This window comes from Hwanghaeella sp. 1Z406, assembly GCF_048892425.1.
GTDB lineage: Bacteria > Pseudomonadota > Alphaproteobacteria > UBA8366 > Aestuariispiraceae > Pacificispira.
Genome location: NZ_JBLZHU010000003.1, coordinates 394,641 through 409,011 on the forward strand (window position 1 = coordinate 394,641; position 14,371 = coordinate 409,011).

The 14,371-nt window shown below is 55.2% G+C and carries 13 protein-coding genes; 8 read left to right on the top strand and 5 right to left on the bottom strand.

Features of this window, described 5'->3' with window-relative positions:
- The first annotated feature begins 186 nt into the window (after window positions 1–186).
- The 3 genes from ACOSDR_RS09235 to ACOSDR_RS09245 all read left to right on the top strand — a co-directional run bounded on the left by ACOSDR_RS09235 (window position 187) and on the right by ACOSDR_RS09245 (window position 4,737).
- Window positions 187–2,142, top strand: a complete 1,956-nt coding sequence (locus ACOSDR_RS09235; protein WP_420731041.1) for an acetoacetate--CoA ligase — start codon at window positions 187–189, stop codon at window positions 2,140–2,142.
- Window positions 2,143–2,637: 495 nt separating this feature from the next.
- On the top strand, window positions 2,638–4,152 hold the full coding sequence (locus ACOSDR_RS09240) for a tetratricopeptide repeat protein (protein WP_420723493.1): 1,515 nt from the start codon (window positions 2,638–2,640) through the stop codon (window positions 4,150–4,152).
- A 132-nt stretch (window positions 4,153–4,284) separates the two neighbouring features.
- The gene (locus tag ACOSDR_RS09245) at window positions 4,285–4,737 is read left to right on the top strand and encodes a tetratricopeptide repeat protein (protein ID WP_420731042.1); all 453 of its coding nucleotides are present in this window, start codon (window positions 4,285–4,287) and stop codon (window positions 4,735–4,737) included.
- Window positions 4,738–4,770: 33 nt separating this feature from the next.
- Here the strand turns inward: ACOSDR_RS09245 and ACOSDR_RS09250 are convergent, their stop codons facing one another.
- Window positions 4,771–5,247, bottom strand: a complete 477-nt coding sequence (locus tag ACOSDR_RS09250; protein WP_420723491.1) for a hypothetical protein — start codon at window positions 5,245–5,247, stop codon at window positions 4,771–4,773.
- Between the two features lie 35 nt (window positions 5,248–5,282).
- Window positions 5,283–6,098, bottom strand: a complete 816-nt coding sequence (locus tag ACOSDR_RS09255; protein ID WP_420731043.1) for an EI24 domain-containing protein — start codon at window positions 6,096–6,098, stop codon at window positions 5,283–5,285.
- A gap of 160 nt (window positions 6,099–6,258) precedes the next feature.
- Between ACOSDR_RS09255 and ACOSDR_RS09260 the strand changes: the two genes are divergently transcribed.
- The 5 genes from ACOSDR_RS09260 to ACOSDR_RS09280 all read left to right on the top strand — a co-directional run bounded on the left by ACOSDR_RS09260 (window position 6,259) and on the right by ACOSDR_RS09280 (window position 11,122).
- The gene (locus ACOSDR_RS09260; protein WP_420731065.1) at window positions 6,259–6,918 is read left to right on the top strand and encodes a GntR family transcriptional regulator; all 660 of its coding nucleotides are present in this window, start codon (window positions 6,259–6,261) and stop codon (window positions 6,916–6,918) included.
- A 52-nt stretch (window positions 6,919–6,970) separates the two neighbouring features.
- Entirely contained in the window at window positions 6,971–7,786 is an 816-nt protein-coding gene (locus ACOSDR_RS09265) for a phytanoyl-CoA dioxygenase family protein (protein WP_420723489.1), read from the top strand.
- Between the two features lie 6 nt (window positions 7,787–7,792).
- Window positions 7,793–9,130: an NAD(P)H-dependent oxidoreductase gene (locus ACOSDR_RS09270; RefSeq protein WP_420731044.1), complete on the top strand. Its 1,338-nt coding sequence runs from the start codon at window positions 7,793–7,795 to the stop codon at window positions 9,128–9,130.
- Between the two features lie 15 nt (window positions 9,131–9,145).
- Window positions 9,146–9,895 (top strand): SDR family oxidoreductase, encoded by a 750-nt coding sequence (locus tag ACOSDR_RS09275; protein WP_420731045.1) that lies wholly within the window; start codon window positions 9,146–9,148, stop codon window positions 9,893–9,895.
- Window positions 9,896–10,156: 261 nt separating this feature from the next.
- Complete coding sequence (locus ACOSDR_RS09280; RefSeq protein WP_420723486.1) at window positions 10,157–11,122, top strand: DMT family transporter; 966 nt, start codon at window positions 10,157–10,159, stop codon at window positions 11,120–11,122.
- On the opposite strand, the gene ACOSDR_RS09285 is transcribed toward ACOSDR_RS09280, so the two are convergent.
- The 3 genes from ACOSDR_RS09285 to ACOSDR_RS09295 all read right to left on the bottom strand — a co-directional run bounded on the left by ACOSDR_RS09285 (window position 11,102) and on the right by ACOSDR_RS09295 (window position 14,368).
- Window positions 11,102–11,977 carry a 3-keto-5-aminohexanoate cleavage protein gene (locus ACOSDR_RS09285; RefSeq protein WP_420731046.1) on the bottom strand — a complete coding sequence of 292 codons (876 nt, stop codon included), beginning with the start codon at window positions 11,975–11,977 and terminating at the stop codon, window positions 11,102–11,104. The genes ACOSDR_RS09280 and ACOSDR_RS09285 overlap by 21 nt on opposite strands.
- Before the next feature lie 6 nt (window positions 11,978–11,983).
- A complete protein-coding gene (locus tag ACOSDR_RS09290) occupies window positions 11,984–12,457 on the bottom strand; it encodes a DUF3429 domain-containing protein (protein WP_420731047.1) in 474 nt (157 codons plus the stop codon).
- 102 nt (window positions 12,458–12,559) lie between these two features.
- A complete protein-coding gene (locus ACOSDR_RS09295; RefSeq protein ID WP_420731048.1) occupies window positions 12,560–14,368 on the bottom strand; it encodes a P-loop NTPase fold protein in 1,809 nt (602 codons plus the stop codon).
- Between the last annotated feature and the right edge of the window lie 3 nt (window positions 14,369–14,371).

Consider the following 14,371-nt stretch of genomic DNA (forward strand, 5'->3'; position numbering starts at 1 on the left):
GGGATGCAAGGGCGGTGCTTTCAGCGGGCACACCCTTCGAGACGCTGCGCTCCTCAGGGTAAGGCGCTGGTTTATTGATCCGGGGTCCAGGGCGGCAAGCTCTAACGCTGCTGCGTCTTGGCGACCTTTCCGCTTCGTGCTATCCCCAATTTCAGAGAAATCCAAGAATAGAGGGAGTTGCCAGGAATGACTGAGCCACTGTGGACACCCACCCCCAAGGCGATCGCTGACAGCAACATGACCAAATTCCGCGAGGCCTGTGCGGCGCGTTGGTCTGTTGATCTGCCGGATTACGATGCGCTGTGGCAATGGTCAGTGACAGAGGTTGAGAAATTCTGGGACAGTTTCTGGGATTTCGCAGGCGTGAAGGCGGAAACCAAGGGCAGCCGCATTCTGGTCGATGGCGACAAGATGCCGGGCGCGAAATTCTTCCCCGATGCAAAGATTAACTTCGCAGAAAACCTGCTGTCCCGCCGCGATGATAGCGACGCGCTGGTATTCCGGGCTGAGGACAAGGTACAGCGCCGCATGAGCTGGCGCGAATTGTATGATCTGGTCTCAAAGCTGCGTCAGGCGCTTGCCGCACAAGGCGTCAGTCAGGGGGACCGCGTCGCAGGCTTTGTGCCCAATATGCCAGAGACGATTGCGGCCATGCTGGCAACCACCTCACTGGGGGCGATCTGGACCAGTTGCTCCCCGGATTTTGGATTGCAGGGCGTGCTGGACCGGTTTGGACAATCTGAGCCAAAGGTTCTGTTTACCGCCGATGGTTATTTCTACAATGGCAAAGGCCATGAAAGCCTGCCCCGGGTTCGGGAATTCCTGACCGACCTGCCCAGTGTTAAAAAGGTCGTGGTACTGCCCTTGCTGCACGACACACCTGATTGCGAAATGATCCTGGATGCGCAGTCTTTGGCGGATTTCATCGCTGATTTCCCGGCAGAAGAAATCAACTTCCCCCGCTTCGACTTCAACATCCCGCTGTATATCATGTATTCCAGCGGCACGACCGGGAAGCCGAAATGCATCACCCATGGGGCGGGTGGCACGCTGTTGAACCAATGGAAAGAACATCTGCTGCATTGTGATGCAGGCCCTAAGGACCGCACTTTCTATTTCACCACCTGCGGCTGGATGATGTGGAACTGGCTTGTCGCCGGTCTGGCCTGTGGCTCGACATTAGAGCTCTATGATGGCTCCCCCTTCTATCCCAGCGGCAATGTTCTGTTCGATTTTGCCGCTGAGGAAAAGTGGACGATCTTCGGCACCTCTGCAAAATGGATCGATGCCTGCGCCAAGGCAGAATTGAAGCCCCGCGAGACGCACGATCTGTCTTCCATGCGGGTGATGTGCTCCACCGGGTCACCGCTGGTGCCGGAAAGCTTTGACTATGTCTATCGGGATGTGAAGGCGGATGTTCAGTTGAGTTCCATCTCCGGCGGGACCGATATCGTCAGCTGCTTTATGCTGGGCAATCCGGTGAAGCCCGTCTGGCGCGGTGAAATCCAGTCCCCGGGCCTGGGTATGGCCGTGCAAGTCTATGATGATGAGGGCAAACCTGCCGCGACGGGTGAGCAGGGCGAATTGGTCTGTGTGAAGCCCTTCCCCTGCATGCCCGTCGGATTCTGGGGCGATGACACTGGCGAGCGGTATCACGCCGCCTATTTTGAGAAATATCCGAACATCTGGACCCATGGCGATTTCATTGCGCAATCGGAACATCACGGTTTTACCGTCTATGGTCGGTCCGATGCGACGCTCAATCCCGGTGGCGTGCGGATCGGCACGGCAGAAATCTATCGCCAGGTCGAATCCTTCCCGGACGTGCTGGAATCCATCGTGATCGGACAGAGTTGGGACAATGATACCCGCGTTGTCCTGTTCGTGCGCATGAAGGACGGTCAAAACCTGACCGATGATCTGATCACCGCGATCAAGAAGCGCATCCGCACCAATTGCACCCCGCGCCATGTCCCGGCAAAGGTCATCGCGGTCACGGATATTCCCCGCACAAGGTCCGGCAAGATCACCGAGCTGGCCGTCCGCGATGTCGTCCATGGCCGCGCCATCAAGAATCAGGAGGCCCTGGCAAACCCAGAAGCCCTGGATCAATACAAGGATTTGCCGGAGCTTCAGGATTAGGACAATCACCTTCTTTGGAGTGTAACGCCCAATAAATTGGCCCCTAAGGATGATTGGAACAGATCGTTTAATCTTTATAAGTGTTTGGATTTATTCTGTGTTTTGGTCTAAATAAAATGTCCCCTAAGTCAAAGGAGACATCATATGGCTTTTTATTATGTGAATAAAAACGCACAAAATAATGGTGATCACGAAGTTCACACTACTGGCTGCAGTTTTATGCCAGATCCAGCGAATAGATTGTCATTAGGCGAACACAGCAATTGCTCGACCGCTGTTGCAAAAGCCAAACAAACATATCGACAATCTAATGGGTGTTACTATTGCTGTAACTCGTGCCACACTCAGTAACCTGCCTTTAGCTTTGTAGTTTGGCGCTGTTTGCAGTTATAGAAATCAGTACCGAGATAGATGTTATCTATTTCAACACTCTTCTCCTATCGGCGAGTCTGTTCTAACACTAGGAAACAACCTTGTGTGAGACCTGTCTGAGCGATGACTGACTCCGCCTTGACCAATTCGGCGCTGCTGAAATTGTTTTCTTCTGCCACGACGTCTTCGGATCGGCGGCGTTTGGAGGATTCTGTTGTCGCGTTCCGGGCTGTTTTGTTGGCGCAACCGGATTATCGCCCCGCCCTGCATCAATTGGGCGTGACCTTGCGCCGCCTGGGACGGGTGGCGGAGGCAGAAGCGGTTTTGCGCACGGCGTTGGAACGCCATCCCGACGCGCCGGAGATCATGATCGCCCTGGCAGAGACCCTGGCAGATTGGAATCGGATCGACGAAGCGATTGAAATCACAGAGAACGCCATTGCCTTGATGCCCGGCGATGCCGTGCCGCTGACCCTGTTGGCGACATTGCAGGCCCGCCAAGGGGAGAAGATGCTGGCCAGGGCCGCATTGGAGGCTGCTGCTGCCGCGCGCACGCCCTTCGCGCCGGCGCTGACGCTGTTGGGCCAGATCCAACGCCAGGAAGGCGATACCGCCGGATCATTGCGCAGCTTGGACCGGGCGATTGACTGTGCCTTATCCAGACCGGAAGTGGCCCAGGCTCATGTTCAGCATGCCATTACCCTACTGTGTGACGGAAAAATCGCCAAAGGTTTTCGAGAATATGATTGGCGCTGGAAAACCGGTGCATTGCCAAATCTTAACCCCGGATTGCCCCCCTGGACCGGCGATCCTCTGGCGGGGCGCAAATTGCTGGTACGCTGTGAACAGGGGATGAGTGAATGCCTGCAATTCTTTCGATTGGCCGGATTGATCACCGGCGGTCGTGTGATTGTAGAGGCCCCGCCGGCACTGGTTCCCATTCTGCGGGCCAGCCATCGGGTATCGGACGTCATAGCCCAGGGCGATCCCCTGCCTCAGGCGGATTGCTGGGCACCGCTGCTGTCCCTGCCCAGATTGATGAAAATCGATGCCGATTCAATCCCCGATGAGGTCCCCTATCTGCGTCCGGATCCCAGCCTGTTCGCCGCCTGGCGGGAGCGTCTGGGACCGGGACCAAAGATTGGCATTGCCTGGCATGGCGGGGAACCCTTGTTTGACACCCAGCGCCGCAGCATTCCCCTGGCGGATTTCGCCCCCCTGGCGCAGGTTCCCGGCATTCGATTGATCAGCCTGCAAAAGGGCGAAGGTCGGCGGGAAATCGATGCCGTCCCCTTCCCGATCTATGATCCCAGCGAAGAAATGGATGAGGGCGACGGGGCTTTTATCGATACAGCCGTTGTGATGCAGGAATGCGCCCTGATCATCACCGCCAATACTGCCATTGCGCATCTGGCCGGCGCCCTGGCACGCCCCTGCTGGGTGGTGCTGCCGGAAGGCGGGGATTGGCGGTTTGGATGGCACCCGACCCATAGTGCCTGGTATCCCACCCTGGAATGCCTGCGAAAGCCAAAGGGGGGAACCTATCTGGATGTATTCGAATTCATGTCCCGTCGCCTGACGGCCATCCGCGACGGCCAGGGGGACCTGGCCCTGGACACCGATACACCTGATTCATAACGGCAAATTGATTGAGATATTAGACGAATTGTTTGAAATCTGATCGCCCTACCACATGTGAGCGTATAGTCTGTGGGCGGGACGGACCGGTGGATGATGTCATCCACCGATAGGTGAATTAGGAGATTCTTAATGCGACATTTCTTGGCAATCGCGCTGATCGCGCTTTTTCTGCCAGTATCTGCCCTGGCCATGGGCTTTGGCAATTCCTCCTCGAACGACGGTGAAATGACCTATGATATGGGCTATAAGAAGGCCATGGATGGTCAGTACAGCGAGGCGATCGAGGTTCTGAAAAAGGTTGTCGCCGATGACCCCAAGAATGCCGATGCCTGGAACATGCTGGGCTTTAGCTATCGGAACATTGGTGACAGCGGTAATGCCTGGGATGCCTATGAACGCGCCCTGACCATCAATCCCAACCACAAAGGCGCCCATGAATATCTGGGAGAATGGTATCTGATGCAGGGCGATATGCCCTCTGCCAAGGCACAGTTGGACAAATTGAAAATGCTGTGTCCGGCCGGCTGCACAGAATCCGAGACTTTAGAAGCTTCCATCCAGAAAGCCGCCAGCCAGTCCTGATTGACACCCCTACAAGACCATCGCTGGGTAAATCTATCCGGCGATGGTTCTGGCGCGGATCATTTCGGCAAGACAGGTTCGTCTGGCCAGATTATCCAGGCTGGCGCCGCGCAATTCAACATGCTTGACCGCCATTGTGCCATTCTGAGGGTACAAAAACAGATCCAAGGTGCAGGCCCCGCCCTGAAACTGGCGAACCTCTGCCGGGCCATCGCGACGCACCAAATCCGGATGCCCCAATTGACCATCCAGCAAATCACCATTCAGCCCCATGAACTGCATGGGATCATCATTGACCCGCTCAACGGCTGCGACAGGGGCCACAGCGATGCTGCCACCGGTATCCCCCGTTGCTGCCGGTGGTACGGCAGGAATCGCGATCTGGGCGGTCGGCGAAGCCGGGGCGTTCGCCGTGGTGATGGAATTTTCAAACACCTGACAGCCAGGGCTTAAGGCCAGGGCCGACACGGCCAGCAAGGCGGCAACGGCAATGGGAAGGCGGGTAATCATTTACGGTATTCCTTTACGACCGTGCGGAGTATTTCTTATGCATCACCGGACATGGCTTCAAACTCTGCCTTTCTGGGCAGGGATTCATACAGATGGACTGCAGCAGCGGCGACCAGGACCGGCGCAATCAAATTAACAATCGGGATAGACATCAACAGGACCGACAGGATGCCGAAAACAATGAATTTCGTAGCATAAGCCTTGCGCAATCGCTGAGCCGGTCCGACGGGCATACGCCGGGCGGCCACCAGTTCAAAAAACTCGCGCCCCACCAGATATCCGTTCACGAACAGAAACAGAAACGCCCCCGATCCAAAGACGACCAATAAGATCAGATAGACCGGCAAGGCGATCAGGTTCAAAAGAACCGTGATACCCAGAAACTTTAGCGCGCCATAGACTGCTTCCAGGATCGGCTGGCTGCGCGCATTGGTGCGTTGCGGGTAATGTTTGGCCTCCACTGCTTCGCACACGCTGTCCAGAAAAATACTGATCACGGAAACCGCCGTGACCGGAAACAACAGCCAGGTCAGCCCCCCCGCGCCCAACGCAAAAGAAATCCAGCCAATTTCATCCGCAGCATTGCCCAATGATTCAATCGCGCCCCCGATCAGCCAAAGCTGGGTCCAATTGACCTGTTGCAAGGCCCAGCCTACAGCGGACCACAACAGGATCATCGTCAAGATTGCCCCGACAATTCCCATCACAACCACCCGCAAAAAACGAGGGTCGGGCAATTGCTCCATGGCTTTGCCAAACGCGCTAAACATCAGATCGATCAACCTTACTTGCGGGGGAACGGGACGCACAGCGTCCAAGCCGCTTCGTCGAACGGCATGCCCCTCTTTCATCAGCGGAATATCTATTGAGATTCTGCCGGAATTACAAGATGCCGTCGCATTTCCCTTCCGACCGCAGTGCAGCATCGAATTTTGTTGCATGCATTTCATTCTGTATACAGAATACAGTAATTCAAAAGAATACCCTGGTAAGGAAATCATTGTGTCTGGAATGGAACCGGTGGCGGAACGGATGAGTTTGGTGGATCAGGTGCATGCGCGCCTGGTTGAGGCCGTTTGCTCTGGCGATCTGGCACCCGGCACCCCGTTGCGCCAGGAATGGTTGGCGGAAGAACTGAACGTGTCCCGGCAGCCGATCATTCAGGCCTTGTCGATGTTGAAACGCGATGGGCTGATCGAACCGGCTGGGAAACGCGGCTTTCAGGTGACCGCCGTCGATGCGCAAACCACCCGCCATGTCTATGACCTGCGCGCCGCCTTTGATGGACTGGCGGCACGGCTAGCGGCGGGACAGTCGGACACCGTGCGCCGCCATGCCCTGATCGAGGAAATGAAGGCGGGCTATCTGGCCCTGAAAGCGGAAGACACGACCGCCCTGGTTCAGGCCGATATCGCCTTTCATCAAGCGATCTATGAATTATCTGGAAATCCCATGCTGCCAGAGGCTTCTGCTGCTGTGTGGCGTCAAATTCGCCGCGTCATGCGCGCAGTCCTGGAACATCGCACCGCCCGGGCTTCGGTCTGGGAAGAACATGCCGGCATTGCCGACGCCATTCGACAGGGGGATGCCGCATTGGCGGAAACCCGTGCCGTAAACCATGCCCGAGACGCCGCAGATCAGCTGATCGGGTGGATGATTGAAAGAAACTGACCCCACCGACAGACAAGATTGGACGGGTTCATTGGAGGAAAAGGAGAGTATCATGAAATTGAGCGAAGCGGCCCTGGCCGATTTCAAGACGAAAGGCTTCGTCTTCCTGCCTGAACTGTTCTCCCGCGAAGAAGCAGCCCTTCTTTTGGACGAGGCGAAAGCCATTTACGCGACCGACCGGGAAGAGGTCTGGCGCGAATCTTCTGGTGTCGCGCGCACAGCCTTTGCCGCCCATACCTATAACGAGGCGCACCGTCGTCTGGGCGCCCATCCGCGTCTGCTGGACCCTGTGATGCAGATCCTGGAAGAACAGGTCTATATGCATCAATACAAGATCAACGCCAAAGCCGCCTTTGACGGCGATGTCTGGCAATGGCATCAGGATTACGGTACCTGGCAGCGTGACGACGATATGCCCGAACCCCGCGCCTTCAACATCGCCCTGTTCCTGGAAGACGTGACACCCGCCAATGGGCCGCTGCTGTTCATTCCGGAAAGCCATGAGGCCGGTGTGCTGGAAGCCGGGCATGACCTGGAAACCACCTCTTACCCGCTGTGGACTCTGGACCGTGAAACAGTGTCACGTCTGGCAAAAGAAGGCGGCTGTGAGGCCCCGGTCGGCCCGGCAGGGTCTGTGGTGATGTTCCATGGCAATCTGGTTCATGCCAGCCCGGCCAATATCAGCCCGTTTGACCGCACCATCGTCTATTTGAGCCTGTGTGCGGTTTCCAATCATATCCGCCAGTTCAAGCGCAAGGAATGGATCGCCCATCGCGATTTCACGCCGATCACGCCCTTGGAAGACAATTGCCTGGACGATCTGGTCGCAGCCCATCAGGCCTCTCGAACAGCCCAGGCGGCGGAGTAATTTGGTATGAACCTTGATGCAAAACTCCGTCGCCGCGCGGCGGAGGGTAACCCCGTTCGCGTTGGCATCATCGGTGCCGGTAAATTCGGCGCGATGTTCCTTAGCCAATGCGGGCACCATCCGGGCTATCACGTTCTGGGTATTGCGGACTTAAGCGCCGATCGTGCCCGGGCAACCCTGGATCGCGTTGGCTGGCCAAAAGAGCGTTATGACGCCCCCGATGCTGCCACCGCCCTGGCCCAGAAGAAGACCTGGATCACCGAAGATGCCGATGCCTTGATCGAGGCGGATGGCCTGGAAGTCCTGATCGACGCCACCGGCAACCCGGCAGCAGGCATTCGCCATGCCCTGAAAGGCATCGAAAACGGTCGCCATCTGGTCATGGTGAATGTGGAGGCCGATGTTCTGGCCGGTCCATTACTGGCGAAAAAAGCGGAACAGGCTGGTCTGGTCTACAGTCTGGCCTATGGTGACCAACCCGCCCTGATTGCCGAAATGGTCGATTGGGGCCGGACTGTTGGCATGGATATCGTCTGTGCCGGGAAGGGCACGAAATATCTACCCGCCTATCACCATGTCACGCCCAATGATGTCTGGACCCATTACGGATTGACGCCAGAACAGGCCAAGGCCGGGGGTATGAATCCGCAAATGTTCAACAGCTTCCTGGATGGCACCAAATCCGCGATTGAAATGGCCGCCGTTTCCAACGCCTGTGATCTGGTTCCACAAGATGATGGTCTGGCCTTTCCGCCTTGTGGTGTGGACGACCTGCCGCGCATCCTGTCACCCAGAGAGACAGGCGGCGTCCTGAGCCGCAAGGGTACGGTGGAAGTGGTGTCCAGCGTGGAACGGGATGGCCGCCCGGTCTTCCGGGACTTGCGCTGGGGTGTCTATGTCACCTTCGAAGCGCCCAGCGATTATGTCGCCCGCTGTTTTTCCGAATACGGCCTGTTGACGGATCCAACCGGGCGCTATTCCACGATGTACAAGCCCTATCACCTGATCGGGCTGGAACTGGGAATATCCGTTGCCAGCGCCGCCCTGCGTCAGGAAGCCACCGGCGCGCCGCGCGCCTGGGCAGGCGATGCCGTTGCCACCGCCAAGAAGCCGCTGAAACAGGGCGACCAATTGGATGGCGAAGGCGGTTATACCGTCTATGGCAAATTGATGCCTGCGGCCACATCCCGCGCAAAAGGGGCCTTGCCGATCGGCCTTGCCCATGGGATCACATTGAAACGTTCCGTCGCCACCGACCAGGTCCTGACCTGGGACGATGTGGTCCTGGACGAACAAGACCCAACTTTGCGCTTCCGGAAAGAGATGGAAGCCGCCTTCTCTTAAAAGGAGACCGCCGCCATGACCAATCCTGTCGCCATCGTCACTGGAGGATCGCGCGGGATTGGGGCGGCGTGTTGCCGGATGCTGGCGGCACGGGGCTATGATGTCGCCTTTTCCTACACCGCGAATGATGCCGCCGCTGCCACTGTCTCTGCAGAGATTGAGGCGGCGGGCGTGCAGGCCTTGGCTATCAAAGCGGATATGGCGACGGAAGACGGGGTTCTGGCCCTTTTCACTGCTGCTGATGGGCGCTTTGGCCGGTTGGATCAGGTGGTGATCAACGCTGGAATTACAGGCAGGATCAAGCGCGTGGTCGATATGTCCGTTGAGGATATCCAGGCTGTTATGAACCTGAATATCGTCGGTGCGATGCTGTGTGCGCGGGAATCGGTCAAACGGATGTCGTCGAAAAGCGGGGGGAAGGGTGGCAACATCGTCATCGTCTCTTCCGCCGCTGCCTGGCTGGGATCCCCCAACGAATTCGTGCATTACGCTGCCAGCAAGGGCGCAACAAATTCCCTGACCATTGGTTTGGCAAAAGAAGTCGCCCAGGAAGGAATCCGCGTGAATGCCGTCGCACCGGGCCTGATCGATACCGACATTCATGCCACAGCCGGTGCCCCCGACCGGGTGGAACGGCTGCAATCCATGGTCCCCATGGGGCGGGGCGGCACCGCGGAAGAAGTGGCCGAAGCGATCCTGTGGCTGCTGTCTAATGACTCCCGCTATACAACGGGCGTGATCCTGCCGGTCAGCGGTGGGCGCTAGCGCATCCTGCCGCCAGGAGCGCAAAATAAACACGTCAGCATCCTGCGGCCGCAGGAGCGCATTAGTAAACCAAGCATCCTGCGCCCGCAGGAACTCATTCTCAATACGTCCGTATTCTATGCTCGCATCCGCAAAAATCGAAGGACGGGCACAACACCTTTTCCCCCGATGGACAGTATGAAACGTTCAGGGGGTTTGTAGGCACCCCACGACAAGTGCACACTGCGCCCCAACAATAAGAGTGTGAGCTGAGGCATCCCCATGAGTCCTCCGGTATCGGAGATTGATCAGGTCGCGGCAAAGGTCGCCGCCGTTCCCGTGCGCCTGGATTCAGGGCCCGGACGCCCCTTGATGGCCGCCCTGTTGATGACATTGGCGGCAGCACTTTTTGCCTGTTTGAATGGGCTGGTGAAACAAACGAACCTGATGGGCATGGATGCCTTGCAGATATCCTTTCTGCGCAGCGTCTTTGCAGCAGGCGCAATGCTGCCCTTTCTGATACAGCCCATCCGCAAGAATGGCTTCGCCTATCTGATACCGCAACGACCTTTTCTGATGCTGTTTCGGGGCGCAACCGCCTGTGTCGGGGTCATCGTCTGGATGACCGCACTGACCATGCTGCCGCTGGCCGAGGTCACAGCGATCAGTTTTGCGGCCCCGCTTTTCGCGACGATTGGCAGTGCCGTGATCCTGCGCGAAACCGTGCGTTTGCGGCGGTGGACCGCTGTCGCAATCGGGTTTTTCGGCGTTCTGGTAATCCTGCGACCGGGTATGGTTCCGCTTGAAGCCGGCACGTTCTGGGCCCTGGCCGCCGCGGGGGGCATGGCGATGTCTGCCCTGTTGATCAAGCTTTTGACCCGCACGGAACCACCGGAGCGGATTGTGTTCTGGACCAATGTATGCCTGACAGTCGGGACATTGATACCCGCCCTGACGGTCTGGATGCCCATGACCCCAGAATTGTGGCTATTGGGCATTGGTATGGGGGTTACGGGCGCGATCAGTCATATCCTGATGACCAAGGCCTTTGCCGCCGCCGATGCCTCCATCGTTATCCCTTTTGACTATGCCAGGCTGCCCTTCGTCGCAATTGTCGGCTATTTCGCCTTTGGTCAGGTGTCGGATTACATCACCTGGATTGGTGCCGCGATCATCGCCAGCAGCGCCATCTACATTGCCCGGCGGGAACAGCAATTGACGAAGAAATCACGCGCGGTTCAGGACTGATCGAACCTGTGCCGGACTTGCCGGTGTACCGCCCGCTGCCTCAATTTCTTTGATCGCTTGTCGGGTCAGATCCAGATTGCTGATCTGTGACTGCCAGGGGGCGTCTTCCAGCCCGACCCGCACATGCCCACCCGCCCGCACCGCAGGGGCAATCAGGGATGTGATATCAACGCGCAAGCCTGCGATCATCCAGGGGGCCTGAGGGGCGACGTGATCCAAAAGCTTACAATGTGCCTGTAGCGCCCAACCCTGTGGCGGAAAGCCAAAGGCGAACCCATCCGAAAACATGAAGCGATAGATCGGCACTGGACAGCCGGGCGTCGCCTTATGCAGCGCCGCCCCCAGGCGGGTAAAGCCAGGCTCGTATATCGCATAGCCGGGGTGGAATTTATACTGGGCCGCCAGCCGCAGCCCCTGCTGGATATGGTCGCCGGGATTGGCGTACAGAAACCCCGTTTCCCCGTCCGCAATCTCTTCAAAACCTGCAATCTGGGTGGAGCCTGGATCGACCACACCGCATTCCAGTAGGCCCCGCTTGGCCAGTTCCTCCGCATGGGAGAAGCGCTGAACCGCGCTCATCCCATTGGGATCACCCAAACCGCCTGGGAAGGGAATGGTGGGATAGACCATCGCGTCACTTTTCGCGCGAATGCCCTCGATGATCCGGGCATAGGTCTGCCAATCATCGTCCTGGCGTCCACTGTCAGGATCATAGGCATGGACATGGATGATCGCTGCGCCCGCATCGATACAGGCCAGCCCTTCGGCGACGACTTCTTCCACCGTGATCGGCATCAAGGGTTGTTTGGCCCGCGTCCAGGGCCCGTTCAGCGCCACTTCCAGCCAGGTCGCCATGGGGTCCTATGCCCCAACCGGAACCGCTGAGAAACTCGCCGCCAGGGTCAACAGCAGGGCTGCCAGCACTCCGATGGTCAGAATCTTGCGCAATGTGCCATACCAGACGGGAAACATGCCCGCCTTCACCGCCTTGATATCGACCAAAAAGGCCAGCGCGAAGGCAATCACGAAGCCGATCAGAATAACCATCATATCGGGCGTCAACAGCAGAACCCAGCCCAGCAGCGACGGCACAACCGACCACAGCAGCCGCGGTCCCGTCGGCCCATACCGATCCCCCGCCAGGGCCCGTCCCCAATGCACGCCCCCCAAAAACGACAGAATCACCGCCGCATACCCAAATTGCAGCGACAACGCCCCCCCGGCCAACATCGGATCCCCGCTCCACAGCGTAACCGCCGGTGCATAAAAGGGAATCAGGCCCAGAAGACCGAGGATCAGGGCGGGTTTGGGGATGGCGACGATAGCAGTATTCATCCGAAACACTCCTATAAAAATATTACTCGTCCATTTTAAAAAACTTAAAACCATTAAAGGTTAGCTTATTGTTATTCGACCCTAAAACTGCTCAATAACATGTTAAGCCGTTTGGGCTTGCACTTCCCTTTCTATATTTTCTGGTAGTTCAGGAATTGCACCAGTTATTCGCGTCGCACGAGGACCATTTTCAAGCTGTTGTTGATTGCGCATTTCGTGAAGGACCGCAATTGCCCAATCACGAACTTTGATATTGTTATAATTTTCCGAACGACCAAGCTGTAATTCTACTGAAGAAGAGATTGATCTCCAGAAACGATATTCAGTATTTAGCCACGCATCCACAAAAGTTTTTGGTGCGATAAGGGAAAGCAGGGGGAAACCAGAATATTGATAATTATCGGAGAACTCACTGTATACTTTAGACAAAAACTCTTCAGGAGATGTATACATAAGGTTCAGAAGCTCCATTGCTTTCGTTTCCAAGGCGTTCTTTTGAACATCATCCTGACAAGAGTCTAGGTGCTCCTTTATTACTTGGAAGTATGGTTTCGTTTCTTCATTAATCATAAAGCCATACCCATCATACTCTTCACGTACATCACGCCATTTGTATCTTGGATGAGTAGGCTTCAGTTTTTCAGCATCACAAAGTCCATCAATATACTTTACCCCTTCATTCACTACGTCATCATAACTTCTGATAGCCCATTTTTCCTTTGCCATAAATAAATATAACGCAAATACATGCAATATCTCACCTGGTTCAACAATTTCCCGATAAAAAACCTGCTGATTCATTTTATCTATTGCTCTCTTCAGATCTTCATCACTACGAGAAAAAAATGTCCATACAATTTTCCATGCAGGAGTGCTTTCTATGTCTTGGAAGGCAGCATTACGTCTCAACGCCTCCCTAATCTCTTCCTGGGAATATTTTCCCTTTATCAACATATCAACCAATATAGAATCTTCTAATGCCGGGAACATGAATTCTACACTTTGGTGCATTTCCCTTATTTTTACAATTTCGGGCTTTTCAATATCTGAGCTTCTCTGATTTCTAAGATTTTGCGAATAACTGAACCAATATTCATATCTATTAAGTAAATCTACTTCTCCTATTGTCCCTGCCCTTATATGTACATTCAAAACACAATGCGCTGCGACCAACCTTTTTAATGGATCTTTGTATTTATGCAAATTAACGTCAAGTGCATCAAAAAGACGGCCAATATCTTCAATTACATGATTCAATATACGGAGACTTTGCTCCTGGGACTCTTGGAAAATTGTGCAAATCAGGTCCCTGTGTATAGAAATAAACTTTCGTTGGTCTGGACAACTTAGACGTTTTGAAAAGTGCGCATACGCTTCATAAAGCTCTGGATTTACTTTTATGGATTGTCCAAAGAGTTTTTCCTTTTGGAGTGTCAAATCATCTTTGATCTTTCCATCATTGGCAATCACGATTACGCGAAAACCATGGTGTTCCAAATAAACATTTATAACCCCCAAGAGCTCCTTTAATGGTATGTTTGAGCGCTCTAGGTCATCAAATACAAGAACTTTACTTGGTTTAAGACTTCGCCTTAATATCGGTGTGAGGAGAGATGATATTCGAGAAGCTGCAGCAGCAGGCCCCCAAAATGACTTCACCAGTTCGCCAAGTTGGGATGCGATTCCTTGTCCTCTTGTGTATCTAGGATGCGCTTCAGCAATAACAGCCGCATGTATATCATTAACTGTTGGAAGCCCATAAAGGCTGACATACCAATAGTCTTCTTTTCTAATTGCTTTCTGGACTTGATAAGTCTTACCAACTCCCCAGGCGCCAGTTACCAGCACTGCGTAACCAGGGGCTATGAGAGTTTGATAATAATCTAAGTATTCTTTCAAATGCGCCGACATAGG